Annotated in this window: 30 protein-coding genes, 7 tRNA genes, 2 riboswitches and 1 other annotated feature; of the genes, 5 read left to right on the forward strand and 32 right to left on the reverse strand. The window is 49.4% G+C overall.

The genetic code is table 11. The annotated features are described in order from the left end of the window. Positions 1–6 precede the first annotated feature (6 nt). From BUQ78_RS04360 to BUQ78_RS04445, 18 genes are all read right to left on the reverse strand, one after another. Complete coding sequence (locus BUQ78_RS04360; protein WP_074199405.1) at positions 7–549, reverse strand: 2-oxoacid:acceptor oxidoreductase family protein; 543 nt, start codon at positions 547–549, stop codon at positions 7–9. Positions 550–555: 6 nt separating this feature from the next. Continuing rightward, positions 556–1,398, reverse strand: coding sequence for a thiamine pyrophosphate-dependent enzyme (locus BUQ78_RS04365; RefSeq protein ID WP_074199406.1), 843 nt, complete (start codon positions 1,396–1,398; stop codon positions 556–558). Next, the gene (locus BUQ78_RS04370; RefSeq protein WP_143228327.1) at positions 1,395–2,534 is read right to left on the reverse strand and encodes a 2-oxoacid:acceptor oxidoreductase subunit alpha; all 1,140 of its coding nucleotides are present in this window, start codon (positions 2,532–2,534) and stop codon (positions 1,395–1,397) included. The genes BUQ78_RS04365 and BUQ78_RS04370 overlap by 4 nt, the downstream gene beginning before the upstream one ends. Then, on the reverse strand, positions 2,527–2,775 hold the full coding sequence (locus BUQ78_RS04375) for a 4Fe-4S dicluster domain-containing protein (protein ID WP_014806127.1): 249 nt from the start codon (positions 2,773–2,775) through the stop codon (positions 2,527–2,529). The genes BUQ78_RS04370 and BUQ78_RS04375 overlap by 8 nt, the downstream gene beginning before the upstream one ends. 68 nt (positions 2,776–2,843) lie before the next feature. Beyond that, on the reverse strand, positions 2,844–3,251 hold the full coding sequence (locus BUQ78_RS04380) for a thioesterase family protein (RefSeq protein ID WP_074199408.1): 408 nt from the start codon (positions 3,249–3,251) through the stop codon (positions 2,844–2,846). A gap of 145 nt (positions 3,252–3,396) precedes the next feature. Continuing rightward, positions 3,397–4,176 (reverse strand): sulfide-dependent adenosine diphosphate thiazole synthase, encoded by a 780-nt coding sequence (locus tag BUQ78_RS04385; protein ID WP_074200164.1) that lies wholly within the window; start codon positions 4,174–4,176, stop codon positions 3,397–3,399. 113 nt (positions 4,177–4,289) lie between these two features. After that, positions 4,290–4,389: riboswitch (TPP riboswitch) on the reverse strand. A 115-nt stretch (positions 4,390–4,504) separates the two neighbouring features. Then, entirely contained in the window at positions 4,505–4,987 is a 483-nt protein-coding gene (gene rnhA, locus BUQ78_RS04390) for a ribonuclease HI (RefSeq protein WP_074200165.1), read from the reverse strand. A 90-nt stretch (positions 4,988–5,077) separates the two neighbouring features. After that, a tRNA-Asn gene (locus BUQ78_RS04395) sits at positions 5,078–5,153 on the reverse strand. A gap of 13 nt (positions 5,154–5,166) precedes the next feature. Further along, a tRNA-Cys gene (locus BUQ78_RS04400) sits at positions 5,167–5,241 on the reverse strand. Between the two features lie 8 nt (positions 5,242–5,249). Further along, positions 5,250–5,324, reverse strand: a tRNA-Gly gene (locus tag BUQ78_RS04405). Positions 5,325–5,354: 30 nt separating this feature from the next. Beyond that, a tRNA-Phe gene (locus tag BUQ78_RS04410) sits at positions 5,355–5,430 on the reverse strand. A gap of 22 nt (positions 5,431–5,452) precedes the next feature. Beyond that, positions 5,453–5,529: transfer RNA gene (locus tag BUQ78_RS04415), tRNA-Asp, on the reverse strand. A 15-nt stretch (positions 5,530–5,544) separates the two neighbouring features. Then, positions 5,545–5,619 (reverse strand) — tRNA-Val (locus tag BUQ78_RS04420). A 38-nt stretch (positions 5,620–5,657) separates the two neighbouring features. Then, a complete protein-coding gene (gene metX / locus BUQ78_RS04425; RefSeq protein ID WP_074199409.1) occupies positions 5,658–6,770 on the reverse strand; it encodes a homoserine O-acetyltransferase MetX in 1,113 nt (370 codons plus the stop codon). A gap of 23 nt (positions 6,771–6,793) precedes the next feature. Further along, the gene (locus BUQ78_RS04430; RefSeq protein WP_074199410.1) at positions 6,794–8,077 is read right to left on the reverse strand and encodes an O-acetylhomoserine aminocarboxypropyltransferase/cysteine synthase family protein; all 1,284 of its coding nucleotides are present in this window, start codon (positions 8,075–8,077) and stop codon (positions 6,794–6,796) included. Between the two features lie 84 nt (positions 8,078–8,161). After that, positions 8,162–8,263, reverse strand: a riboswitch (SAM riboswitch). 27 nt (positions 8,264–8,290) lie between these two features. Then, positions 8,291–9,151, reverse strand: coding sequence for an amidohydrolase family protein (locus tag BUQ78_RS04435; protein ID WP_074199411.1), 861 nt, complete (start codon positions 9,149–9,151; stop codon positions 8,291–8,293). After that, positions 9,138–10,052 (reverse strand): methylenetetrahydrofolate reductase [NAD(P)H], encoded by a 915-nt coding sequence (gene metF, locus BUQ78_RS04440; protein ID WP_014806117.1) that lies wholly within the window; start codon positions 10,050–10,052, stop codon positions 9,138–9,140. The genes BUQ78_RS04435 and metF overlap by 14 nt, the downstream gene beginning before the upstream one ends. Beyond that, positions 10,049–12,472, reverse strand: a complete 2,424-nt coding sequence (locus BUQ78_RS04445) for a homocysteine S-methyltransferase family protein (protein WP_074199412.1) — start codon at positions 12,470–12,472, stop codon at positions 10,049–10,051. The genes metF and BUQ78_RS04445 overlap by 4 nt, the downstream gene beginning before the upstream one ends. 91 nt (positions 12,473–12,563) lie before the next feature. Between BUQ78_RS04445 and BUQ78_RS04450 the strand changes: the two genes are divergently transcribed. Then, complete coding sequence (locus tag BUQ78_RS04450; RefSeq protein ID WP_074199413.1) at positions 12,564–13,439, forward strand: hypothetical protein; 876 nt, start codon at positions 12,564–12,566, stop codon at positions 13,437–13,439. Between the two features lie 6 nt (positions 13,440–13,445). Further along, positions 13,446–14,054 carry a dCTP deaminase gene (gene dcd, locus BUQ78_RS04455; protein ID WP_014806114.1) on the forward strand — a complete coding sequence of 203 codons (609 nt, stop codon included), beginning with the start codon at positions 13,446–13,448 and terminating at the stop codon, positions 14,052–14,054. Here dcd and nfi read toward each other — a convergent pair. From nfi to secE, 7 genes are all read right to left on the reverse strand, one after another. After that, positions 14,036–14,713, reverse strand: coding sequence for a deoxyribonuclease V (gene nfi, locus BUQ78_RS04460; RefSeq protein ID WP_318259644.1), 678 nt, complete (start codon positions 14,711–14,713; stop codon positions 14,036–14,038). The genes dcd and nfi overlap by 19 nt on opposite strands. Before the next feature lie 64 nt (positions 14,714–14,777). Then, the gene (gene rplL / locus BUQ78_RS04465) at positions 14,778–15,161 is read right to left on the reverse strand and encodes a 50S ribosomal protein L7/L12 (protein WP_074199414.1); all 384 of its coding nucleotides are present in this window, start codon (positions 15,159–15,161) and stop codon (positions 14,778–14,780) included. A 33-nt stretch (positions 15,162–15,194) separates the two neighbouring features. Continuing rightward, positions 15,195–15,728 carry a 50S ribosomal protein L10 gene (rplJ, locus tag BUQ78_RS04470; RefSeq protein WP_014806111.1) on the reverse strand — a complete coding sequence of 178 codons (534 nt, stop codon included), beginning with the start codon at positions 15,726–15,728 and terminating at the stop codon, positions 15,195–15,197. Between the two features lie 13 nt (positions 15,729–15,741). Beyond that, positions 15,742–15,886: a sequence feature (ribosomal protein L10 leader region), on the reverse strand. Between the two features lie 63 nt (positions 15,887–15,949). Further along, the gene (gene rplA / locus BUQ78_RS04475; protein WP_014806110.1) at positions 15,950–16,660 is read right to left on the reverse strand and encodes a 50S ribosomal protein L1; all 711 of its coding nucleotides are present in this window, start codon (positions 16,658–16,660) and stop codon (positions 15,950–15,952) included. Positions 16,661–16,719: 59 nt separating this feature from the next. After that, entirely contained in the window at positions 16,720–17,145 is a 426-nt protein-coding gene (rplK, locus tag BUQ78_RS04480) for a 50S ribosomal protein L11 (protein ID WP_014806109.1), read from the reverse strand. A gap of 34 nt (positions 17,146–17,179) precedes the next feature. Then, positions 17,180–17,740 (reverse strand): transcription termination/antitermination protein NusG, encoded by a 561-nt coding sequence (gene nusG / locus BUQ78_RS04485; protein WP_014806108.1) that lies wholly within the window; start codon positions 17,738–17,740, stop codon positions 17,180–17,182. Between the two features lie 62 nt (positions 17,741–17,802). Beyond that, the gene (secE, locus tag BUQ78_RS04490; protein ID WP_014806107.1) at positions 17,803–17,985 is read right to left on the reverse strand and encodes a preprotein translocase subunit SecE; all 183 of its coding nucleotides are present in this window, start codon (positions 17,983–17,985) and stop codon (positions 17,803–17,805) included. Positions 17,986–18,460: 475 nt separating this feature from the next. Between secE and BUQ78_RS04500 the strand changes: the two genes are divergently transcribed. Together BUQ78_RS04500 and BUQ78_RS04505 are read left to right on the forward strand one after the other, a co-directional pair. After that, positions 18,461–19,348: a tyrosine-type recombinase/integrase gene (locus BUQ78_RS04500; RefSeq protein ID WP_318259499.1), complete on the forward strand. Its 888-nt coding sequence runs from the start codon at positions 18,461–18,463 to the stop codon at positions 19,346–19,348. A 21-nt stretch (positions 19,349–19,369) separates the two neighbouring features. Then, complete coding sequence (locus BUQ78_RS04505) at positions 19,370–19,579, forward strand: hypothetical protein (protein ID WP_074199416.1); 210 nt, start codon at positions 19,370–19,372, stop codon at positions 19,577–19,579. A gap of 56 nt (positions 19,580–19,635) precedes the next feature. Here the strand turns inward: BUQ78_RS04505 and BUQ78_RS04510 are convergent, their stop codons facing one another. The 5 genes from BUQ78_RS04510 to BUQ78_RS04530 form a co-directional block, all read right to left on the reverse strand. After that, complete coding sequence (locus tag BUQ78_RS04510; protein ID WP_074199417.1) at positions 19,636–20,142, reverse strand: hypothetical protein; 507 nt, start codon at positions 20,140–20,142, stop codon at positions 19,636–19,638. 402 nt (positions 20,143–20,544) lie between these two features. Continuing rightward, positions 20,545–20,961, reverse strand: coding sequence for a sigma-70 RNA polymerase sigma factor region 4 domain-containing protein (locus BUQ78_RS04515; protein WP_074199418.1), 417 nt, complete (start codon positions 20,959–20,961; stop codon positions 20,545–20,547). 84 nt (positions 20,962–21,045) lie between these two features. Further along, positions 21,046–21,978, reverse strand: a complete 933-nt coding sequence (locus BUQ78_RS04520; RefSeq protein WP_074199419.1) for a hypothetical protein — start codon at positions 21,976–21,978, stop codon at positions 21,046–21,048. A 47-nt stretch (positions 21,979–22,025) separates the two neighbouring features. Beyond that, positions 22,026–22,382, reverse strand: coding sequence for a hypothetical protein (locus BUQ78_RS04525; protein ID WP_074199420.1), 357 nt, complete (start codon positions 22,380–22,382; stop codon positions 22,026–22,028). After that, entirely contained in the window at positions 22,379–22,609 is a 231-nt protein-coding gene (locus BUQ78_RS04530) for a helix-turn-helix domain-containing protein (RefSeq protein ID WP_074199421.1), read from the reverse strand. The genes BUQ78_RS04525 and BUQ78_RS04530 overlap by 4 nt, the downstream gene beginning before the upstream one ends. 174 nt (positions 22,610–22,783) lie before the next feature. On the opposite strand from BUQ78_RS04530, the gene BUQ78_RS04535 reads away from it, so the two are divergent. Then, positions 22,784–23,686 (forward strand): hypothetical protein, encoded by a 903-nt coding sequence (locus BUQ78_RS04535; protein ID WP_074199422.1) that lies wholly within the window; start codon positions 22,784–22,786, stop codon positions 23,684–23,686. A gap of 154 nt (positions 23,687–23,840) precedes the next feature. Here BUQ78_RS04535 and BUQ78_RS04540 read toward each other — a convergent pair. Both BUQ78_RS04540 and rpmG read right to left on the reverse strand, forming a co-directional pair. Beyond that, positions 23,841–23,917, reverse strand: a tRNA-Trp gene (locus tag BUQ78_RS04540). 27 nt (positions 23,918–23,944) lie between these two features. Then, complete coding sequence (gene rpmG / locus BUQ78_RS04545; protein ID WP_009201747.1) at positions 23,945–24,094, reverse strand: 50S ribosomal protein L33; 150 nt, start codon at positions 24,092–24,094, stop codon at positions 23,945–23,947. Positions 24,095–24,123: the final 29 nt, after the last annotated feature.

Consider the following 24,123-nt stretch of genomic DNA (forward strand, 5'->3'; position numbering starts at 1 on the left):
TACCGCTTAAAAAATAGATTTGCCCAACTCCATTCCCTTGCTCAACGCTTCGATATTTTTCTCCAAGGTATTGGCAGAAAATGTCTCAGATAAAATCTCACGCAATGCATCGAAGGAGATATCTTTTATAAAGCTAACAGCAATGCCTAAAGACAGTATATTCACGCTCCTTGGAGAGCCAAGCTCTATGGCCATATTTGTAATTGGAACTCCGACGAACCTTTTGTCGAGGCCAAGGCCCAGTGAATCGACATCGATGAGACCGGAATCGTATATCACTTTGCAAGTATCCTTATCGACATCGATATAGCGCACGAAAGCTTCCTCTGCCAAGGCAATGATAAGGTCCGGATTTAGCGAGTAGGGGTACAAAATCTCTTCGCTTGATACGATGAGGTCGGTCTTGGTAAATCCGCCCCTTGCAGATACACCGTAGGCCTGCGTCTGTGTGGCCTTCAAGCCGCACCGTACCGCAGCCTCGCCTAAAAGTGTGCCGGCCAAAATCACGCCCTGTCCGCCAATGCCCGCAAAGATAACTTCAAATCTCACGGATGATCACTCTCTTTCAAGCTCTCTTCTTGCCCGAGACTGTATCTCCCCATAACGCGACAAGAAGGATTGCCCTTTTTTGTCCGCAAATATGCCGGTTACAAAGGTCTCTTTACGCTCCTCGTCGGATAGCTTGGACGCGCGTTCAACAGGCACGGCATTTTCCTTGAGCCAGTTGAGCATGGCCGGGGCACTGCCCACCTTGTTATACCTTCCAAAATACGTGGGACATGGGGATATCACCTCGACCAGAGAAAAACCTTCGTGACTTACGGCCATCGAGACGTATTTTTCTATCATGGCCACATGATAGACGGTCGTCCTGGCGGCAAAGCTTGCCCCCGCCGCCTCAACTACCCTACATATATCCAGCGCCGGCTCGGGATCTCCGTACCAGGAAGTAGAAGTCCTGGAATAAAGCGGGGTAGTACAGGAATACTGACCGCCAGTCATCCCGTAGTTAAGGTTATTCGCTACTATTGCCGTAACATCGATGTTTCTTCTAGACGAATGAATCAGGTGATTTCCTCCGATCGTAGCGCTATCGCCGTCACCCATCAAAGCCACCACTTTTAAAGAGGGATTTGCTACCTTTATGCCGGTTGCCACAGGCAAAGCCCTTCCATGCGTCACATGCACCGTGTTGGTGTAGAGATAATCATCAGCCTTTCCCCAGCATCCGATACCCGTGACTACGACCACGTCCTTTGGGGCAAGGCCTTCTTTCTCGAAGGCAAAAAGCATGCTCTTCAATATAACGCCGTACCCGCAACCGGGACACCATTGGTGGGGAAGGTTTTCTTCCCTCAAGAAGGCCTTCCAACTTACTTCGCACGATCTCTTATTCATCGAGATACCACCTCGCCCAGGGCTTTTACTATCTCCTGCGGGCTCAACGGCTCACCGTCACACCTATTTGCTCCAACGACGGGAACCCTTCCGCAGACGGCCTTTTTGACCTCTCCGATAATTTGCCCCAGGTTCATCTCAGGCACCACAATCCCACGCTTGCCCTTGGCTAGCTCGCTTACATATTCGGTCGGAAAAGGCCATACTGTTTGAAGCTCCAAAACGCCAACCTTAAGCCCTTGTTTTTTCATGTCTGCAGCGGCCTGCCTTGCGGCACGAACCGCCCCTCCGAAGGCTACGAGCAAATATTCGCTCTCATCCACATCGTATTGCTTGTACTTGATGATCCTGTCCTTGTTTTTTTCTATCTTATCGTAAAGCCTCCTTACCAACTTGTCCGCTTCCTCCGGAGAACTGGTAGGCAAGCCCCTTTCGTTATGGGTTGAAGAATGAAACCTCGTCAAATGTTTCCCGCCAGGTGCAACCATCGGCGGAACAAGGTCATGGTCCGGCTTGTAAGGTAGATATTCATCTATATCTTCTGGCGGGCATTTTCTGTTTACAATCTCGATGTCGGCTTCCGTGCGCAAAAGGCAATCTTCGCGCAAGTGACCGACCGTCTCATCTGCCATAAAAAGCACTGGACATCTGTAAGTTTCTGCCAAATTAAAGGCATATATAATGAGGTCAAAACATTCCTGCACCGAAGAGGGAGACAGGGCGATTATGGACTGATCCCCGTGTCGACCCCAGCGGGCCTGCATCATATCGGCCTGTGCAGGACGAGTGGCCAATCCCGTGCTTGGACCGGACCTTTGAACGTCTACGATCACGCAAGGCACCTCGGCCATTACGGCAAGCCCGATATTTTCCTGCATGAGAGAAAAGCCGGGACCGGAGGTGGCTGTAAAGGCCTTAAGTCCGCCTATGGAGGCGCCTATGACGGCAGCAATGCTGGCCAACTCGTCTTCCATCTGAAGGTAGTAACCTCCAACTTGAGGCAACTTCCTGGAGGCCCCTTCAGCAATCTCGGAGGAAGGCGTGATGGGATAACCTGCAAAAAACCTGGCACCTGCCATCAACGCCCCCTCCACGATGGCCTCGTTTCCAAGCATAAACCTTCTTCTTTCAATCAACGTCATGACACTCCTTCGACTTTATTTCAATGGCGAAATCAGGACAGCGCAATTCGCAAGTACCGCACCCTATGCAATCATCCACTCTCTTGGGAATAGGGCGACCCAGCTCGTCCGGCTCAAAGACATTTTTGGGGCAAAATTCCACACAAATTTCGCATGCTTTGCACCTATCTCGTCTTATCTCTATTCGGAAAGCCTTCCCCTCAGCCACCTCAACTTCGCCCTCAGGTAACGTCAAAATAGATTCCCCCCCTGTCTTGAAACCCCGTAAACTGCCCGCTTGGACTTCAACGAGAACAAAAAACTTTACTTTTCCATTCTTTCCTTTGCCTTTTCGAGCAATTTAGGATAATTAACAACAGCCCTAACGTGCTTTCCGTAACCAACTGTGCCTCTTTTGTCGGTCACCTGAAAATTGAAGATCAACCTATTCCCGTTTATCTCCTCAAGGGCAACTTTATATGACACTTCAGCGCCCATCATCGTCGGTTCTTCGTGGGTAATTTCCGTATGATAGCCGACAGAAATAAAACCTTGAGGCAGAGCTTTGTCCACCATGTCCGTCGCCATTCGCACAATCATGTTTATGCAAGCCGAAGTTGATAAGAACTGCTCAAGATATAGCGACGAATTGCCCACAGTATCATCAGCTGATACGACCTTCTTGACGGTCCTTTCCATACCGGGCGAGACATATTTCGTTATATCTAGCATCTCTCACACCTCCTATGCTTATATTTCCTATTAAATTTACCACAACAGCGTAATTCTTCCAATCGATTAATCTTTAACCAAGCATAAAATTGGGGGCAAGCCTTCTAGTGAAATATGGCTTGCCCCCAACCTACACACCTTCAGGTCATAGCTTGCTCAAAATTTCCTCCGCAACCTTTGCTCCGGAAAGCAGCATCCCTCCAAAGATGGGACCCATCCGAGGACCTCCAAACGTGGCATTGGCGGCCATTCCCGCGACGTAAAGCCCTGGGAAGACCTCGCGGGTATTTTCTATGGTCAGCTTTTCTGCTCTGTCAGGCGACATGAACTTTTCGCCTTCTATATTGCCGGTAGGGGTCAACAGTTTACCTGGCATCTTTCGAGCAACCACCTTGACCACTTCGGTATCGTGTCCGGTAGCGTCAATGACATACTTACAGTGAATCGACAGGGGATCGACATGAAGGCCCGCCATCTCCACGGCCGTCCAGTTTATCACGAGGCCCTGAATGCGGCCATCTTCATGGACCACGACGTCCTCTACGCTAATGCCATTAAACACGATGGCCCCAACTTTGACCGCTTTACTGGTAATTGTGCTTACCGCTTCCACAGAATCTGCAGTATAGTAACCCGCAACCCTATAAGGAGCAGTCCTCACATCGAGCTCGTCCAAAATTTTTCTGGCCTCTTCCTGTACGACTATTTCATTAAAAAGCATTCCGCCTCCCCACATTCCGCCGCCTACGCTGAGCCTGCGCTCGTAAATGACCACTCTTTTGCCGGCCTTAGCAAGCTTATAGGCCGCCACCAAGCCCGACGGCCCACCGCCAACCACGGCCACATCAACATCGAGATTGTCGGTCAGCTTCTTGAAATACCCGTCGACTATTGCTCTAGTTATCACAAGCTCATCTAACCTCATTGCCAACAGCCTCCCTATATATTGATATTTGGCGAGGGAAGTGACGGGAGCTAAGGGAACAAAAAAGCCGCCTGTTGGCGGCTTCAAAGTTCTCCTAGAAAATCTTTCGTGCAACTTCTCTTGCTCGCCAATTCCTCCGCCAGCATTACCTGGATCAAGTAGTAGGGGTATGCTCTCAGCCTCGGTTTTACCGAAGCACCCCCTGGCGATATATTTAACTTTTCGTTAAAAATATTACTACTTTTTGCACTATAGTCAAGCAAGCTGAGGCCATATTTTTAAACTGCCAAAAGGGTTCTTTGGTAGCCAAATACCTCTATCAGACGGATTACTTGCCCTCCTTCGCCGAACGCTCATATCCTTCGTCCGCCGGCAAATCAGATAACCTTGCCGCTGATGTGGACAACTCGTCACAGCGCTCGTTTTCGGGATTGCCATCATGACCTTTAACCCAAACAAACTTGACTTTATGCCTCTCGCACAGCTCCAACAGCCTTTCCCACAAATCTACATTTAAGGCTTTGTCCCTGTTGTTTCGCATCCAGCCATTGGCCTTCCAACGCCTGACCCATCCCTTGTTCATGGCGTCGGCGAGATATCTGGAGTCGGTAAAAAGCGTCACTTCACAACTGCAATTAAGGGCACTTAGCCCTGCTATGGCTGCGTATATCTCCATCCTGTTGTTGGTGGTGAGCCTAAAGCCGCCAGATATTTCTTTCCTATGGTCGTTATAAAGCAAAACAACACCATATCCCCCGGGGCCTGGATTTCCCAGGCATGCTCCATCGGTATAAATTGTCACCTTTTTCATCTCCAAATCGATAACCCCACTCAATCCCAACTTGACAATAAATATAAAAGGCCTCACTGATCGAACTCAGGGAGGCCTAATCGTTTAATCTGGCTCCGGCGGCAGGACTCGAACCTGCAACCTAGTGGTTAACAGCCACCCGCTCTGCCGATTGAGCTACGCCGGAATGGGCTTTTATTTGGAGGCGGCACCCGGATTCGAACCGGGGTATAAGGGATTTGCAGTCCCCTGCCTTACCACTTGGCTATGCCGCCGGATATTCTGGAGCGGAAGACGGGATTTGAACCCGCGGCCCCCACCTTGGCAAGGTGGTGCTCTACCCCTGAGCTACTTCCGCATCTATCAAAACTAACCTAAACCTTTTCGATGGTGGCGAGACCCAGAATCGAACTGGGGACACGCGGATTTTCAGTCCGCTGCTCTACCTACTGAGCTATCTCGCCTCTCGCCACCTGACGTAATCTCTGGCGGGGCTGACGGGGCTCGAACCCGCGACCTCTGACGTGACAGGCCAGCGCTCTAACCGACTGAGCTACAGCCCCGCTTAACGCTACTCATGGTGGGCGGAATAGGGTTCGAACCTATGACCCCCTGCGTGTAAGGCAGGTGCTCTTCCGCTGAGCTATCCGCCCTAGGCGCGTACTAGTATAACCACGATTCATTAATTCTGTCAATCTCGACGGTCATTTTTGGTACACCTGGCCAAAAAGCCGCGGATCATCTCATCGAGCTGGTCAAAATCTATCAAAAAAGCGTCATGACCGTTGCCGCTTTCTATCTCGTCGTAACAGGCCCGCAGCCCTACCTCTTTCGCCATAAGCGCAATCTCCTCCACCTGCCAGTTAGGGAAAAGCAGGTCGCTCGATATCCCTATGGCCAAAAGACGCCCTTTAAACCTTGAAAGTGCAGCTTTAACGCCGCCCCTTCCTTGGCCGATATCGTGCAAGTCCATGGCCCTCGTAAGATACAGATAGCAATTGGCATCGAACCTCTGGACCAGCTTTTTGCCATGGTGATGGATATATGTCTCTATCTTGAACTTGCCGTTCCAATCCCACGGGGCGCCAAAGGCCAATTCCCTCATGTACTTCTTTACGAAGCTCTCCTCGCTCCTGTAGGTTATCATCGCTAGCATACGGGCTATGGCCAACCCCCTTTCCGGAGGAGAACCGCCATAATAGTCTCCCCCATTCCATCTGGGGTCCGCCATAATGGCCTGCCGCTGCACTTCGTTGAAGGCGATGGCCTGCGGATATGTATAGGCAGGAGCCGCTATTACTATGGCGCTTTTTACAGCTTCCGGATAGCTTACCGCCCACTCCAATGCCTGCATCCCGCCCAAAGATCCGCCTATTACACACGTAAGCTCGTCTATCCCCAAAATCTTTAGGGCTTCGCGTTGCGCTTTCACTATATCCCTTACGGATATGACTGGAAAACGCATCCCATAAGGCTTCCCGTCGTCATGGATGCTTAAGGGCGACGTGCTGCCGTAGGGGCTTCCCAGGACGTTGAAACACATCACGCGAAACCTATCTGTATTTATTGCCTTGCCAGGACCTATCAAGGGATCCCACCACGCCTCTGGCAAACCAGGCACATCGGAGCCTGCTGCGTGATGGCTACCCGTCAAGGCATGGCACACCAGGATCGTCTCATCCGCATTCGGGGAGCCGTACATCGCGTAAACCTGTTTCACGTTTTTTAAGACTTTGCCCGATTCCAAATGAAGTTCAGGGATTTCTACAGCCCCTATAGTCTCTTCCACAACTTTTCCCAACACCGCAGGTCTTTCTCGCTTTCTCTTTAAATTGAGTTTAAAGCATTATCCAGATCTTCCAAAATGTCTTCAACGTCTTCAAGGCCGATGCTCAGCCGTACCAAGCCCTCCTCTATGCCGGCCTTTTGCAGTTCTTCCCTGGACAGCTGACTGTGGGTAGTCGAGGCCGGATGTATGGCCATGCTCCTGGCATCGCCCAGATTGGCTACTATGGAAAAGAGGCTCAAATTATTTAAGAACTTCTTCCCGGCTTCTATGCCGCCCTTCAGACAGAAGGCGACCATCCCGCCAAAGCCGCCCTGAAAATATTTTTTGGCCCTTGCATGATGGGGATGATCTTCAAGTCCCGGGTATGAGACCCAGGCAACTTCCTTGCGGGTTTGTAAAAACTGAGCCACGGCTAAGGCATTTTCGCTATGCCTTTTCATCCTTAGCGACAAAGTCCCCATGCTCATCCAAAGAAGGTATGCCTCGAAGGGTGACATGCATCCCCCTAAATCCCGCATGGTACACGCACGAAGTTTAGCGGCCAAAGCATGGTTGCCGAAGTGCTCCGCAAAGACCACGCCGTGATATGCCGCGTCCGGCTCGGTGAACTCCGGCCACTTATTCGAAGCACGCCAGTCTACGTTTCCTCCGTCAATCACGACTCCGCCTATGATATTACCAAAGCCGCTTAAATACTTAGTTGCAGAATGAACCACCACGTTTGCGCCCCACTTGATGGGCTGACACAAAGCAGGGGACATGAAGGTGTTATCCACGACCAACAATACATCCTTATCCCTTGCGATAGCGGCCAATTCCTCAAAGGGGGCGACGTTAAGTCCGGGGTTTCCCACTGACTCCGTAATTATGCAACGGGTGCTTGCGCGCACTGCTTCTTCCACTTCATTTGGGTCGTCGGTGTCGACAACGCTTACTTCCACACCGAACTTTGACATTGTGTTTAAAAGAAGCGTCAGGGTGCCACCGTAAACCTTGCGTCCCACTACCACATGATCGCCCTTTTTGCACAACAGAACAAGGAGTTGATTGAAAGCCGCCTGCCCCGAGGATGTGGCAACGGCAGCAACTCCGCCTTCCAGTTCGGAGATGACGCTCTCAAAGGCATTTACTGTAGGATTACCAATCCTGGAATAGGTAAATCCCTCTTTTTTCAACTCGAAAAGGGAAATTGCGTCCTCGACCGAATCAAACTTGTATCCGGCCGTCAAGTAAATCGGAAGCCCGAATGCTCCCGTGGTCGGGTCATGATCCCAACCGGCATGTAGTGCTTTCGTCGAAAATCCCTTATATCTTTTCTCCAAGTCAGATGACCCCCTCATTCGATAAAGTAACGTTAACAAAAAGGCCTTCTTCCCGCTCAAGAGGAAAAAGGCCTCTGCCAATCCCTCTTATCACCCAACCTTTCGGTTGCAGGTGTTGGCACCACGCCTGTTAGGGCAGGTTGCCGGGCTTCGTAGGGCCAGTCCCTCCGCCGCTCTGGATAAGAGTCGTCTAATATACGTTGCCTAATGATATCATCTTTTCATCGAAAGTCCATCGTCTTGGTATACATGCTCGAAATTGTCGGAAAAGATGGACTTTAATACACTATTACCTATATCGATCCCTTTAAAGAGTTTTTTATATCTATTCAAGGAAAGTATGGGGTAATCGCTTCCGTAAAGGAATTTATAAGCAAGACCACTTGCTTCTATGGCCTTAAATATCTGCGGCTCGTACAAAAACGGCGCAGCAGCCGTATCGTAATAAGCGTTGGACAGGGCCAATCTCATCTCTGGCATGAGCTCGTACATCCAAAGCCCGCCTCCGAAATGGGCAAATATGACCGTGATCTCAGGATGGTTAAGACAAAAGGCAGCAGCTTCCTTCGGCCCCACATTGCCCTTTCCGGGGTAATCATGACCCACTGGTTCTGCCGTATGGACGAGCAAAAACATCCCCATCTCATGACAGGCACCCACAAGCCTCCACGTTTCTCTGGCATCAGCCAGGTCAAAGTCCTGCCCCTCGGGAAACAGCTCTCCCACGCCTATAAGGCCATTTTGCCTGCACCTTTCTATCTCGCTTATGGCGCCCCTGACAAGGGGAGGAACGACGGCCAACCCCTTAAGGCGATCGGGGTATCGTTTTACGGCAGATATAACATAATCATTGCACAATCTACAAAGCGCCAAATCGCTGAAGGCAAAGCCAAAGATCAGGCTTTGCGATATGCCGTCTGAGTCCATCTGGGCGATCAGGTCCTCGACCGTTGCCCACTTATGAACTTTACCCCGTACCAACACGTTAAAGTAAGGTTCCTTCTCGCCTATTTTCTCCCAATCGGATATCACCTCGGGAGGGTAGATGTGAACATGACTATCAACGACCCTCATAAAGGGCCTCCTCTCCTTTTGGGCCATGCATCGTCTCGCGCAAGGTCGAGACGTTCGATACTATTCTTCGAGCAACGTGCGCCTTGTTCATTGTATATAAATGGATTCCCCTGACGCCGAAGGCAATGAGGTCCACTATCTGGTCGGTCGCATAGGCGATGCCTGCTTCCTCTAAGGAGCGCGGCTCGTCGGCGTACCTGTGAAGTATCCTAACAAATTTCTGTGGAAGCGACGCTCCGCACAGGGTTACTATCCTTTCTATCTGGTTTTTATTGACCACGGGCATTATGCCGGCCGATATGGGAACGTTTATACCTGCTATATCTGCCCTTTCCATGAAACGATAAAACAGTTCGTTATCGAAGAAAAGTTGGGTTATCAGGAAATCCACACCTGCATCGACCTTTTGTTTCAGATAGCGCAGGTCCTTAATGGGATCTTCGCACTCTATATGCCCCTCGGGATATGCGGCCCCTCCGATGGAAATGGCCTGTCCATACTTTTCCCTTAAAAAACTGACCAAGTCCACGGCATGCCTGAAATCCCCCTTCGGTGCGCTTTGACCCTGAGGAAGGTCGCCCCTGAGGGCCAGAATATTGTGCACGCCGTTGCCTATCAGGAAATTTATCAGATCGCACGTTTCCTCTCGAGTAGCCTCGATACAGGTTAAATGGGCCAGCGATTCAATGCCGTAGTTATTCTTAACGTCTATAGCTATTTGCGGCGTCCTGTCGCGTGTAGATCCTCCCGCACCATAGGTAACGCTTATGAAGTCAGGCTTGAGCCCTTTTAGTTCGTCTAAAGTGTTATATATCCTTTCCAAAGGAGTAGTGGGTTTGGGCGGAAAAATTTCAAAAGAAAAGACGAACCTCTTTTTCTCGAATAGTTCTTTTATTTTCAACTGCCTTTTACCTCCTCTCCAGTTAACAGCTTCTCCACTAAGCGAACTGCGCTCAAAGCATCGGGGGCATAACCGTCCGCACCTATGGCGTCCGCATAGCCTTGCGATACAGCTGCCCCGCCTATTATAACCTTCACGGGTAAATTTTCTTGCTTTATTGTCTTTACAGCCCTTTCCATCTCGCGCATCGTAGTGGTCATCAAGGCCGACAATCCCACGATCTGGGCTTCTCCCTTTTTGGCTTCCTGCAATATCCGCTCTAGGGGGACATCCTTGCCCAGATCTATCACCCGAAATCCGTGACTTTTTAATACCATGGAGACGATGTTTTTGCCTATGTCGTGGATATCGCCGGCGACGGTGGCCATGATGATGCATCCTCTGTCTTTAAGCTTACCCCCCCTGCTTAAGACCGTCTTTTCGACGAGGTCGCATACCCCTTGAGCGGCCTCCGCGGAGGAGATAAGCTGAGGCAAGAAATATTCGCCGCATTCATACAACCTGCCCACTTCCTCTAATGCCGGAAGGACGACGTCATTTATGAGGCCTAGAGGGTCGCCTCCTTCTGCAAGAAATCGGCTTGCCTTTTCCAAAATACCGCTTTTATCGCCTTGAACTATGCATCGTCTCATCTGCTCTATGGGCCCGAGCAAATCTCCTTGCCCTTGCCGGGCGATGTGCTCGACCTTTCCTTTTAACGAGTTCGCCCACGATATGTAGCGAAGAGCTCCTTCGTCGCGTCCGGCAAGCAGGTTGCAAGCCATCATCATGGGGGTAAATCCATCGTCTAAAGGATTTGCGATGACTGCATCAAGCCCTGCTCCTGCTGCCATGGTAAGAAACGTCTTGTTTAAAAGCGATCGCTCGGGAAGGCCGTGAGAGACGTTGCTTATGCCCATTACGGTAAAAAGGCCAAGCTTTCTTAAGTTTCTCAAGACCTCAAGAGCCACTATCCCGGAAGACCTGTCTGCCGCCACCGACATCGTCAGAGGATCGACGAGCATCCTGTTCCTCGGGAATTCAAGCTCATCAGCTATGTTGCAAGCCTTCCTGACGGCTGCCAGCCTTCTTTCGGGAGTCTCGGCTATACCATCCTCGTCGATGGCAAGCACAACCAGGCAAGCTCCAAACCTCTTTGCAAGTTCGATGCCCTTCGTAAGCTTTTGCCTTTCTGCCGTGACCGAGTTGATCAGGGGAATTCCAGAAGCATGAATGAGGCCTTCTTCCAATACCTCAGGTTCGTCGCTATCCAGGGAAAGGGGAAGCATGCAGGCATTTTCTACGGCCTTTACTGCCTCACGCATGGCTTTCTTCCTGTCTACGTTCGGAAGGCTCACGTTTATGTCTATCACGCTGGCACCGCATTCGGCTTGCCTGCGCGCTTCCTCGGATAAGGCATCCCACTTGTAGCGGGCCACCTCTTCCCTTATGGGGGACTTCCTGGATACGTTTATCCTCTCGCCGATCACGGCTATTGGCTCGTCGTCACCGACCAAGACAAGCCGGCTTCTACTTGCCAAGGCTGCCTTTTTTATTTCTACCGGGCAAGGCGGCTCTAAGCCACCTGCCATTTTCCTTAGGCAGGCGATGTGCTCAGGAGTAGTGCCGCAACATCCGCCGACCACACAGGCACCGGCTTTTATGAGAGCTGCAGTTTTTTCTGCGAACTCATGAGGTTCGAGGTCTTTGCTACCCGGGGTGCCGGCGTTAGGATAGGCAAATACCGGGATGCCGGCATTGTCATAAAGGTCTTTGACTACCTTTTCTGCGAGATCAGGCCCAAAGCCACAATTTAGCCCTACTGCGCTGGCGCCTATCATGCGCGCCCAATGGGCGATGACGTCAGGCGAGCTTCCAGTGACAGTGCGCCCGTTTTTTTCAAAAGTAAAGGAAACGACAAATGGAATATGGGGTGCAACGTCCTTTACGGCCAAGACGGCCGCCTTCGCTTCCTTTATATCAAGCTGGGTCTCGATCAAAAAGAAGTCAACCCCACCGCTTATAAGCCCTAATGCCTGTTTTTTATAGGATTCATAGGCTTCATCGAAGGTGAGCCGGCCTAAGGGTTCGATCAATTCCCCTAAGGGCCCCATTGAACCTGCGACGTAAGCGCCAAACTCGTCGGCAGCACGTCTGGCTATGCGGGCAGCTTCTTCGTTTATTCGCTGCGTCATGCCCTCAAGGCCTCTATATGATAGTTTGATCGGATTGGAGCCAAAGGAGTTCGTCTCAACTATATCTGCCCCAGATTTCAGATATTGCCTGTGGATGTCTGCCACCACGTCCGAATTTGTCAGATTCATCTCCTCAGGCAATGCAGGGGGTTGCCATCCCTTGTCGGAAAGCATCGTGCCCATGGCACCGTCCAATATAAGCACTTTACGACCAGCGAAAATTTTGCCAGAAAGCCCTAACGGCAAGACAAAATCACACCTTTCCCTGTTATGATATATACTCGATCAAGACCCTATGGTGAGTTGTATTTTACTCTAAATGAAGGGAGATTTTTACATGAAATACACAAACGATGACGAAAAGGCCCTTCCATGGCATATATTCTTTGCCTTAAAGAAACTTAAAAGCACTTTGGAAAAGCCCTCAATTTCCCCAAGGGGCAGAAAGGTCTTAGATATCATATACGATAATTTGAGCAGCATGAAAATAACGGGAGATATGCCATTTGATTTGACAAAGGGATTATCCCTAATAAACGAGGTAATCTCGGGAATAGACTACGGAGAGCCGGAATGGCCAAACAAAGTGCTGAAATTATATGGGCCGCCAGTCAAGTACATCGTCATTCCCTTCGTATCTAAGCACATGGCCATGAGCGACATTGGACAATATCTGCCACAGTGGAGACAACCCTGCGAGTGGTATTTCTTTCCCTTTAGTGCAGGAGAGGGAGATTCTCCCTTCAACGTTGAGCTTTTTTCAAGGCTTCTGGATGAAGGATGGAGCATGTACGATCAAAAACCTTCAAGCCGCTTTAGCCTTATGTTTGCTCCGGCGATCTCTCTTTTGACATCCGACTATGCCGCCTTCAACTGGGCAGCCGTTACAGAAATGAACTGGCCGGATGAAATAAAGGAATGGATAAAGGAGGTCGTAGTGGGCTCACAAAAAAGCGAAATTGGCCAAACGGGTCAAGAATGGAATTGGAACCAAATTTGCTACGCTGTCGACATGTTGCTCAAAAACATTCCACCCTGCCAGATTAAGGATAAAGCTTTGGATATAATAGACATCCTCATTGCCGGGGCCATCGTGGGCTCTTACAAGACTTACCTGCGCACTTCCTTCGAGGAGATGATCTCTCTTGAAAGGCTGATAGCCTTTGCCTGCGACGGCAGCCTGTTTTTATCTCAATATCAAAAGAGGAGCTGATGGCGCGTGAAAGGTGTATTGGGCTCAAACGCGATAAGGCAAATGCTGGAAAATGGCGAACTTATAGTCACGCCTTTACTTGACCTGAATCGTCAGATTGGAAGGGCCTCCCTTGACGTGAGGCTTGGGCAGGATTTCGTTCTCTTTCGCAAAGGGCAGATACCTGTCATGGATGTTAAGGGCAGTTTGGGCAATGCTTCTTGGGCAGATTATTACGACCACATTAGAGCAGAATATGGACAGCCCTTCATCCTTCATCCTGGACAGTTCGTCTTAAGCTCGACCCTGGAATTCCTGCGCTTGCCACGCAACGTAATGGCTTACGTCATTGGAAGGTCTTCCTGGGGGAGAGCTGGGCTCGTCATAGCTACCGCGACGTTTGTCGACCCTGGATTTCAAGGTGTCATCACACTAGAACTGGTCAACGAGGGAGAGGTACCATTGTCTTTATATCCCGGAACGCGCATCGCCCAATTGGTATTTCACCAGTTAGAAGAAGAGGTGCAACCCTACAAGGGCAAGTACGCCTTTGACACTAAGGCCACGGCAAGCAGGGCATACGAGGACGAGGAGATAGCAAAGCTGACAAGGAACGATCACGAAAAGTGGGCGTAGCGTTCTACCAAATTATGTGCCATCCGCGTCGGCTCAGGCAGCCGGTACTTGGTGCAACAGGCCAAGACAAGTTCAACTGCCTGCCTCAAAGACACTTTGTGTCCAGGGCTTATGTAGAGGGGCTTTACATCGTTTCGCGTTCGAAGGACATGTCCCACCACTTCTCCGTCATGACGTAAGGGCACCCATGACCCCTTGCTTCTAGGGACGGGCAGGTGGCTTCCAATGAGCCGGCTCTTGGCCACTCCTATCGATGGCCGATCCAGTAAGACGCCAAAATGTGCTGCTATGCCCAACCTTCGCGGATGGGCTATGCCTGCTCCGTCCACCATCCAGACATCCACATTGCTTGACAATCCCTCGCATGCCTTCATCACTACGGGAAGCTCTCTAAACGAAAGCAGGCCGGGGATATAGGGAAAAATAACCTCATCTTGAGCGTAAACGCTTTCCAACACTTCACCCGACAGACGATCCCACACGACGGCCACGGCACAGGCCTGTGAGGCCCCCTTGCCGAGATAGGCCACATCTACACCGCCTACGAGCCTAACGCTTGCGATATCGATATAGCCTCCTATCTTAACAAGTTTACGAACTTCATTTTGTAATTTGATAGCTTCTCCAGGATCATTTGGCAATTGATGCAAATCGTTCACTCCTAAATGAATAGACAAAAAGATGCGAGATGAAATTCCTCCATCTCGCATCTTTTTAGATAGCTTACTTTATCTCTACTTCGGCACCGGCCTCTTCCAGTTTCTTCTTTATCTGCTCGGCCTCTTCCTTGGAGACGCCCTCCTTTACGGGTTTAGGTGCGCCATCCACGAGGTCTTTGGCTTCCTTTAGTCCAAGGCTGGTCACTTCACGAACTACCTTTATTACATTGATCTTGTTGGGCCCGGCTGCCTTAAGGATGACGTCAAATTCCGTCTTTTCCTCCTCCTCGGCAGCGGCGGGAGCTCCTGCTGCTGCGGGAGCTGCTGCCATCATTGCCACGGGAGCTGCAGCAGACACGCCGAAACGCTCCTCTAAAGTCTTGACTAACTCCGACAACTCAAGAACAGTCATTTCCTCTATAGCCTTAATGATTTCCTCTTTGGTCATTGTCAAATTCCTCCCCTTCAATCTAAAGTATTTTTAAGCTGCTTGTTTTTCCTTTTCCTTTGCTATCTGGTCCAAACAGGTCACCAAACCGCGCACGGTTCCGGACAATACGGTAACCAGACCTCGTATGGGCGCTTCCATGGTGCCCAGCACTTGAGCCAACAGGACATCCCTCGCGGGCAATGTTGCGAGCACCTCGACTCCATTGGCATCGATAAACCTTCTGCCTAGCAGGGCTCCTTTGAGCTTTAAAGCTTCGCTTTTCGAAGCTTTGACATAATTTGTCAAAGCCTTCGCGACCTCGACGGGATCTCCGTAAGCTATGGTAAAAGCGTTAGGCCCCGAAAACACCTCTTCGGGAACGGGCAATCCATGTTCCTTTAAAGCCAATTTAAAGAGCGTATTCTTTGCAACTCTCATATTGCCCTTAGCTTCCCTTATCTTATTTCTGACCTCACCAATCTGTTCGACGGTCAAGCCCTTGTACTCGCAGAAGAACACTGCCTGCGCTCCCTCGAGTACTTTTACCAATTCCTGTAACTCTTGGACGTTAGCTTGAGATGGCATCCCTTCACCTCCTTTTTAAAAAGATAAAGCTCCCGGGCTTCCACCCAGGAGCTTTATTTGCAATATAAGGCATAATGCACTCTCCTGGACCTCGGCGGGCCGACCGTAAGGCCATTTAAGATATCACCCGCTGTCTTAAGCCCAATGGTAAACTAATTATATTATTGATTGGATCTAGCTAAATATCCTCGACGCCGATAGACTACCGACGCCTTGCCGTCTTATTCTTCCACTATCTCTTTCTGAGCCCTCGCTGGATCTATCTTGATCCCAACGCCCATTGTGGGCGCCATGGCAAGGCTCCTTACATATTGCCCCTTGACAGCTGCAGGGCGGGCGCGCAACACGGCACGCAGTAACACCTTGGCATTATCGAACAACATATCGGCAGAGAAGCTCATCTTGCCTATGCCGGCATGAATTATACCATACCTATCCACGCGGAACTCTATACGTCCTGCCTTGATCTCTTTCACCGCATCGGCTATGTCGAAGGTGACCGTACCCGTCTTGGCGCTGGGCATGAGGCCGCGAGGACCCAGGATGCGCCCCAGGCGCCCAACTACACGCATCATGTCGGGAGTGGCTATTACAGCATCGAAATCCAGCCATCCTCCCTCTATCTTCTGCACGATATCCTCTCCGCCCACGAAGTCAGCTCCTGCTTCCTCGGCCTCTTTGACCTTTTCGCCCGATGCTATAACGAGGACCCTCTTTTCCTGACCTGTGCCATGGGGAAGGCTTACGGTTCCCCTGACCTGTTGATCGGCATGCCTGGGATCCACGTTCAAACGAATGTGCATTTCCACTGTCTCGTCAAACTTTGCAGGTGGCAGCTCCTTCAAAAGCTCTACAGCTTCGCGAAGGCCATAAAGCTTGGTCTTATCGACCTTCTCTAACATAGCTAAATAACGTTTAGACCTCTTTGCCATATCTAAATACCCCCCTGTGGTCTGTAACGGGCCTTTGCCCTGCCACTAAGTTCTGGGCGTTAGCCCACGACTTCTATTCCCATGGATCGAGCGGTACCCTCGATCATGCGCATGGCCGCCTCTATATCGTTGGCGTTCAGATCCTTCATCTTGGTCTTAGCAATTTCCTTTAGCTGCTCCCTCGTGATCTTGCCGACTTTGACCTTATTCGGCTCACCGGAACCCTTTTCGACGCCCGCAGCCTTCTTGAGCAATATGCTAGCCGGCGGCGTCTTCAACTCAAAGGTAAAGCTCCTGTCGGCATAGACGGTCAACACGACGGGTATTATCATGCCCACGTTGTCTGCGGTCCTGGCGTTGAACTGCTTGCAGAACTCCATGATGTTCACGCCATGCTGGCCCAGCGCCGGGCCGACAGGCGGTGCCGGCGTTGCCTTGCCGGCAGGAAGTTGTAACTTTATCTGTGCTACCACCTTTTTAGCCATATAAATTTCCCTCCTAAATGACCTTCGATTACTTTTATAATTTTGTCAAATCGTTATAGTCCGCTTCCACTATAGTTTCACGCCCAAAAAGGGTGACCGAAAATTTGACCTTTCCCTTTTCGGGGACAACCTCGACTACCGTCCCTGCCTGACCTTCGAAGGGTCCGCTCTTAACGCGGACGACATCTCCCGGCTTAAGGTCAATCTCCACCTTGGGCTTCATCTGTTCCTTGCCTATCTTGGCGAATATCTCCTGCACCTCTCGTTCGGACAGGGGAATGGGGCTGTTTCCCGCACCGACAAAACCAGTAACGCCAGGAGTATGTCTCACCACATACCAAGACTGATCGTCAAGGATCATCTCCACGAGCACATATCCGGGAAACACTTTTCTCTTGACCTTTTTATGCTTCCCATCCTTGACATAAACGCGCTCCTCCGTCGGCACCAGGACTCTAAATATCTTATCCTCCATGCCCATGGTGGCTATGCGCTGTTCCAAATTCGCCTTGACCTTGTTTTCATATCCTGCGTACGTTTGAATAACATACCACCGACGTTCGTTTTTGTCACTCATCACCGAAAAGGGGGCCATTCGGGCCCCCTCACCCCCCTGATTGTAATATCTTAACAGGCACTTTTAAGAGATTAAATAGTTTAACCTATGACCCTAGAGAAAAACGCAGTAAATATCAAATCCAAAATACCTAAATATGCCGAAACCAACAACGTTACTCCAATGACCAGTAACGTGGATATCCACACTTGCTTTTTATTAGGCCACGTAACCCTCTTAAGCTCTGCCCGTGCTTCTCTCAAAAAATTCATTATCTTATCCAAACCTTTTGCCCCCTGACGCACAAAGTAAGACACAACGAACCCCGACATCCACTAGGTTGGCAATAAATACCCTACATGCCGCTGTATATTATCATGCATATATTTTACAAGTCAAGCGGAGTCGGGCCTTGTCCTGGCTTAAGTCATATTGGCAGGCAACGTTCGTAACAATGCCCCTTGCCATTTAGGGCAAGGGGCATTGTTAAACACCGCTAAAAACTGGCAGGCCCGGCAGGATTCGAACCTGCAACCCCCGGATTTGGAGTCCGGTGCTCTGCCCAGTTGAGCTACTAAACTTTAAATATAGCATATATGCATGTTTATGTTCAATAGCTCTTAGCCAAAATCGCATAAAAAACCGTGGTGTCCGAAGCTCCTAAATTGCAACTTTTATTGGAAACTGCAAGGCGAAGTTATGCATCAAACAAGTCGAGTAGTTTTGTTTAGAGAGGTTTTTCCTTCATGGGAAGAGGCATTGGAAGCCTTTATATTTTTGAAGAAGGCCAACGGGATTTCGCCCCGCACCATAAAGGATTACCGCTACCATGTGGCCTTATTTTTTAGCGAATGCCCGCAGGCCTGGGACCCTCAAGACGCAAACAAGACGAGAATGGCCGTTTTGTCCTTCCTCGGTCAAGATGACATCGCACCAGCTACGTTTAACATAAGATTGAGGTACCTCAAATCCTTCTTTTCCTGGCTGGTAAATGAAGGAGCTTACACAGGAAACCCGCTTGAAGGAATAAAAACCAGAAAGGCCGAGCCAAGAATCGTGCAGCATTCGGCGGAAGTATTGACGAAGCTCTTAAAGCTACCAGACAAGACAACTTACTGTGGAAAGCGGGACTACGCCTTGCTGTGCCTTTCAATAGACACGGCCATTAGGCCTAGCGAAGCTTTGGCCTTGGAGCTTGACGACGTCAACTTAAAAGAAATGGTTGTGCTAATCAGAGCATCAATCGCAAAGACAAGAAAAAGCAGGACATTGCCCTTCTCTCTGGAGACGGCCAAGGCGTTGCAGGCGTTAATCGCCTCCAGGCCAAGGGAATGGGAAACTACCCTGCTTTTTGCCAATTACGAAGGAGACAGGCTGACCGTCTCTGGCTGGAGACAGAGATTACAGAAAAACTATGCACCTAAACTTGGCCTAAAAAGGCTTTCTCCTTACGATTTGCGACATGACGCAGCCCTTCATTTTCTTAGAAACGGCATGCACCCCTTTGCGTTGCAAACAATCATGGGACACACCACGCTTGACATGACGAAGCGTTATATAGCTCTTGCCGAGTCCGACATAAGAGAGGCCCACGAGACGGCATCGCCTATAAAAAAGTTCATAGGCAATAAAAAACGAGTCAGGTAAGGCACAAAGGAGGGATGGAATATGACAGCTAGGGAATTTCTTATGTGGTCGGGGTATGAAGGGGATTTCGAAGTTGGTTTGTATTTATTGGGCCAATACTTGGGAAGGGGTAATTTTTTTGTGCAGTACCCCGACGCCGACGTGGAGACGGAGGAAGGCATCCCCTTAGAAACATTACCCGACGAACCCGCTAATTTCCAAGAATTCATGGACCGCCACTGCGAAGATTAACAAAAAGGGCCTCTTAGGAGCCTCCAGGAGGCCCTTAAGTTTCCAAAAAGGATGTCTTATACCTCCCCGTGAAACTTGTAATTACTCATGTCGCTTAAGGCCTCCTTTACGGCGTCGGTAAGGATGTCGCAGATTTCGGCAGGATTTTTTATGCCGACGAGCTTTGAGGGCGTCTCGTCAGCAATGGCCAAGGTCCTCTTTCTGAAGTATGACATCATGTCGTTCATCACCACTTCTACGGCCTTGGCATCGTGGAGCTTGTTGTCCAGTTGCTCAAGTTTTAGTTCGCTCATTTGACGCAACGCTCGTTCGTGTTTGGCCTTTTCCGACCAATACAACACTTTGTCGCTCCCCTTCTCACTTTTCAACAAGTATTGCAGGTATTTTTGAATATTTTCAGCTAACGGAAATTGCGAAGGGCCTTCTTTGACCAATATTCCTTGCTTGGCCAATAAATAAATATATTGCGTAGTGCAGGCCAACAAGTTGGCAAGCTCTTGGGCGTTGACCATGCGAGTTTTTAGCTCTTGAATGTCGTTTATGAATTCTTGCTCTTCTTTCACTTCACCTTACACCTCCAAGAAAGCGAGTTTTTGTTTGTCATGCCTAACTTTTGTTCGGGGCTCGACGCCATCGCTTCACCTTTTTCTCGTGGAAGGACCCGCTAGCCAGCATGGTGCCAGCACAGTGCTTGTACGGTGCCTGCATCGTATTTCCTATGTTCTCGCCTCTTGGCCGTCATTGTTTACCCACAAACGGCAAGCTTTGCAAAGCGTGAGTGTATGCGGTAATGGTTGCTTTGGCCCTAAATCCCGTCCGCACTTAGGACAGATTATTCTTTCGTCATTGCTCATCTATGCTCCTCCTTTCGCCTACAAGGCCATTTATAGGCCCTACAAGGCATCAAACTTGTTTTGCAGGTATAAAACACTTACCCCACGTTTTCAAATTGAATATAGGGCATCCTAGAGCGTCAAAAAGGGACTGCAAATTTCAAGAATGCGGTCTCTCCAACGAAAGGCGGTCCTAACGCCTATGCATAGCTCATCGGCGACAACATCCCATCGTTTGTTTTCAAAGTACTTCAGCCTTACGAATTCCTTGTAGTCATCATCCAGCAGGGACAATAACGTCTCCACTAACTCAACTCGTTCTTGTAACTCCTTAAACTCCTCCTCGACCTTTTCAATCAAGCTAACCCTGTTGACCATGAAAGTGTCGGGTTCTGCATGGGTCTTATTGCGTAAAACCTCGAGTTTCCAACCCGACGGTACAGAGCTTGTTAATGACTCAATCTTTTCTTGCTTAAACTGTAAGGCCTTTTTGTTGCGGGGGTAGGTGTAAAATAAGCCCTCCAACTTCTTGCGACGCAGATTTCGCATGTTTGGCCTCCTTAACTTTTATGTTTCCGTTGCCATGCAATACCTTTTCACGGCAAGCCGTGGAATTTCCGTTGCAAGTAATGGTTAGGTAATACCCAGCCTATAGGCAAGCCGTTGCTTGACTTTCTCGTCGTTGAACAAACAAATACTCTTGTCGTTGCTGTCGAAATCAATCTCAAAAAAGCGGTCTATTAATTGGTCCAGTTCGTCAAGCTCCACGTTGCAGTCAAAGTGATTGTACACATCCGCTGGGATGTATGCAAGCTTGTTTATTTCTTCAAGCCATCGTTCTTTGGACAGAGGCAGCGTTGTAGTTGGTACAAACCTTTGTGCTCTAGCTGCAAGGTCTTTGCTTATTAGTCCTTGCTCTAAAAGAGTATTTATGCATTTTTCGTTGTGTTGTTGAATGTTTAAAGGATTTGAAGCAGGCGTACGCTCATCGACAGATGAGCCTTTGTAACTTCCATTTCCAGTTCCAGTTCCAATTCCAGTTCCACTTCCACTTCCACCCCGAACGTACTCGGTACTTACTGGGTATGTACTGAGTATGTACTCAGATTCCAGTCCTGGACTGACTTCTTGTAATTTTAGGCCGTTTTCCTGCAGTCCTTGCCATAATTGGGGGATGTTTTTTGCCTCATTGGCCCAAAGCTCTAAAAGTTTCTTTGAAGGCTGAAGCTCCGTCAGATTGTTTATGATGCCCTTTATTGTGTCATTAGGTACCTTACCTTGTAATTTGCTTTGAACGCCCATGTAGCCTTTGACGAAAATTACATCATCTTCGTAGACGATGAAGCCTTTCTCTTCCAGCAGCTTTATTTTTTCTTCTGCGACGGCAACGGAAACATTTAAGTCGCTTGCCACGTAGCCTAGTGGCAGTTCGAATAAACCTTCGATTTTTCGATGCGGGCAGGTCCACAGGTAGGCCAAAACGCAAAGCGTTTCTAAGTCGAGCTCCTTGGATGCCTCACGCCACAGCTTGCAGGGGAAAACTCCAATCCTTGGTGTGTTGTTCATATTTACACCTCCTTTAAAAGAAGGGGCGGGCCAAGTTGGCCAACCCCCTAGGCGAACAAATTCAATTGCTTTTCCTTTGGCCTTTGCGTCCCAAGCTTTGTCGTCGTCCAGTAACGTAAGGGGAGATGTCGTTGAGGGCCGAAGCCCCTCGAGAATTTAACGGCAAGTTTCAGGAAGTCGCTCATCTTGCAGGCATAAAGCATGTTGTTGCAAACAATTTTTATTTCTTCCACGCCACGTTCCTGCAGGAATTTTATTACTTCCTCGGAAAATGCCCACGCAGGCGGTTTTTTAAGCATATGGTTGGGCAACGCCCTTCTAACGGCAACTACCTTGTCGCCCTCGTTCAAGATTTCAATGCCGACCGTTTTGTTTTGCGAAGCTATTTCGACCTTGTGCCTCATTTCAAGGTTGCCTCCTCGGCAAGCTTGGCGATGCCTCTTTCATCGAGAATGTCCTCGACATTGACCCCAAGCAGGTCGGCAAGTTTTTGACGGTGTTTGGGCGGGACATAACTTCGACACCCCTTCCAACGACAGACTTCCATTTCCGTTATATTGAGACTTCTCGCTACATCCCCATTCCGAATACCTTTCTTGGCCATTAAAGTAGTCAAAATAGTTTTTGCCATTTTCGATTACCCCCCCTCTTTGGATTTTCAGCCAAGGGCCAAAGTAGCCCTTGACACTCTAAGGTTTAGGGTATAATCTATTGCAAACACAATCAAGGCGGTACGGTCCCAATTAGTTCTAAAAAGGGGGAGTTTGAGACGGCAGAAGATGTTGGCTTTGGGGAAGCAGGACTTATGGACGACGAGGGACGGCTCGCAAGCCCCGTGGGGGCAAGAGGGGGTATTTGGGTGCCTCCCGATGCCAAGCTGGATTTTGTGGAGGGAAAACCTTATATTTTCTACCCCGTGCCCAAAAATTGGCCCTCAACAATTTCAATCCAACAACTTAACTTCGAGGAGTTGAAGAAACTTGGCTGGACCTATAAAGAAAGCACCGACAAGCTTTTGGATGACTTCGTAAAGTTGGCCAATGCCACGCCAAACAGGGTTTTAAAGTTTGTCAAAAAATGGGGGCCTTTATGGGTTTGTGTCTCGCACAGCACCCATAACCCCGACTTAGCGGGCATGATGGGCGTTGAAATTGTTTCTTTCATCCATCCCCTTGGCCCCCTCCACGGCGACGCTGCCTTGGGCTTTTCTTGGTGCAGCTGGGTGCCTGCCGAAGATGTTTCAAATTTTGTTAAAGAGGCCAAGCGTGCCAAGGCAGCCCTTTCCATTTACACCTGCCTTAAGCTCGAAAAAGAGGAAGACCCAACCGACTGGGCCACTTTGGGCTTTTCGGGCAAGCTTAAATTTGCTGACACCGCATCGGCTGAAGAAAAGAAGTTTATTAAAAAAATGTTTCTTTGCGGGTTTGTTGAAAGCAGGTTAAGCGAAGTAGGCTTTTCAATTGACCCGCAGGATTTGAAACTGCAGATTGTCTCTGATTTGGGATTTATACGTGCAGCCTGGCTGCAGCTGGCACAGGCGATGACGGCCATGCGTGGGATTTACGTTTGTGACGGTTGCGGTGATGTTTATGTGCGAGCTTTAAAGAAGCCTGCGGAGGGGAAATTCAATTTTTGCCCACAATGCGGGAAAAAAGGGGCAAAGCGGGCATATTACCGACGAAAAAAGAATGCGAACTTAAACTCTTAAAAAAGAGAAAAATTGAAAGGAGGGAAGCCCTGCAGTTTACAAAAAGAGGCAATTTGGGGAGCTGACACAGCACATCAAAAGAGTTAGTCCGACGCTCCTAAATTTGCACAAAAAAAATCCCGACAGGCCAAGAAGGCCGTCGGAGACTGAATCATGGCAGGCCCGGCAGGATTCGAACCTGCAACCCCCGGATTTGGAGTCCGGTGCTCTGCCAATTAGAGCTACGGACCTGCTCATTCATTGTGCAATTATTTTAGCCTACTTCGTCTCTTTGTGCAAGGTGTGTTTGTTACACCAACGGCAAAATTTCTTCTTTTCGAGTTTCTTGGACTGTTTTTTCTTGTTTACCGTCGTCACATAATTTCTGCGCTTGCACTCGGTGCACTCCAATCCAACTACATCGGCCATTTATATCCCCCCTTTCATCTTTTAGGGGA

The sequence above is a fragment of the Acetomicrobium flavidum genome (assembly GCF_900129645.1).
GTDB classification, from domain to species: domain Bacteria; phylum Synergistota; class Synergistia; order Synergistales; family Acetomicrobiaceae; genus Acetomicrobium; species Acetomicrobium flavidum.

Excerpts from the sequence above, each read along its gene's own strand:
- BUQ78_RS04365 (WP_074199406.1), bottom strand. The coding sequence starts at position 1,398 with ATGAATAAGAGATCGTGCGAAGTAAGTTGGAAGGCCTTCTTGAGGGAA.
- BUQ78_RS04380 (WP_074199408.1), bottom strand. The coding sequence starts at position 3,251 with ATGCTAGATATAACGAAATATGTCTCGCCCGGTATGGAAAGGACCGTC.
- BUQ78_RS04385 (WP_074200164.1), bottom strand. The coding sequence starts at position 4,176 with ATGAGGTTAGATGAGCTTGTGATAACTAGAGCAATAGTCGACGGGTAT.
- rnhA (WP_074200165.1), bottom strand. The coding sequence starts at position 4,987 with ATGAAAAAGGTGACAATTTATACCGATGGAGCATGCCTGGGAAATCCA.
- BUQ78_RS04435 (WP_074199411.1), bottom strand. The coding sequence starts at position 9,151 with ATGAGGGTCGTTGATAGTCATGTTCACATCTACCCTCCCGAGGTGATA.
- BUQ78_RS04450 (WP_074199413.1), top strand. The coding sequence starts at position 12,564 with ATGAAATACACAAACGATGACGAAAAGGCCCTTCCATGGCATATATTC.
- rplL (WP_074199414.1), bottom strand. The coding sequence starts at position 15,161 with ATGACCAAAGAGGAAATCATTAAGGCTATAGAGGAAATGACTGTTCTT.
- rplJ (WP_014806111.1), bottom strand. The coding sequence starts at position 15,728 with ATGCCATCTCAAGCTAACGTCCAAGAGTTACAGGAATTGGTAAAAGTA.
- rplA (WP_014806110.1), bottom strand. The coding sequence starts at position 16,660 with ATGGCAAAGAGGTCTAAACGTTATTTAGCTATGTTAGAGAAGGTCGAT.
- rplK (WP_014806109.1), bottom strand. The coding sequence starts at position 17,145 with ATGGCTAAAAAGGTGGTAGCACAGATAAAGTTACAACTTCCTGCCGGC.
- nusG (WP_014806108.1), bottom strand. The coding sequence starts at position 17,740 with ATGGCCCCCTTTTCGGTGATGAGTGACAAAAACGAACGTCGGTGGTAT.
- BUQ78_RS04505 (WP_074199416.1), top strand. The coding sequence starts at position 19,370 with ATGACAGCTAGGGAATTTCTTATGTGGTCGGGGTATGAAGGGGATTTC.
- BUQ78_RS04515 (WP_074199418.1), bottom strand. The coding sequence starts at position 20,961 with ATGCGAAATCTGCGTCGCAAGAAGTTGGAGGGCTTATTTTACACCTAC.
- BUQ78_RS04520 (WP_074199419.1), bottom strand. The coding sequence starts at position 21,978 with ATGAACAACACACCAAGGATTGGAGTTTTCCCCTGCAAGCTGTGGCGT.
- BUQ78_RS04525 (WP_074199420.1), bottom strand. The coding sequence starts at position 22,382 with ATGAGGCACAAGGTCGAAATAGCTTCGCAAAACAAAACGGTCGGCATT.
- BUQ78_RS04530 (WP_074199421.1), bottom strand. The coding sequence starts at position 22,609 with ATGGCAAAAACTATTTTGACTACTTTAATGGCCAAGAAAGGTATTCGG.
- BUQ78_RS04535 (WP_074199422.1), top strand. The coding sequence starts at position 22,784 with ATGGACGACGAGGGACGGCTCGCAAGCCCCGTGGGGGCAAGAGGGGGT.
- rpmG (WP_009201747.1), bottom strand. The coding sequence starts at position 24,094 with ATGGCCGATGTAGTTGGATTGGAGTGCACCGAGTGCAAGCGCAGAAAT.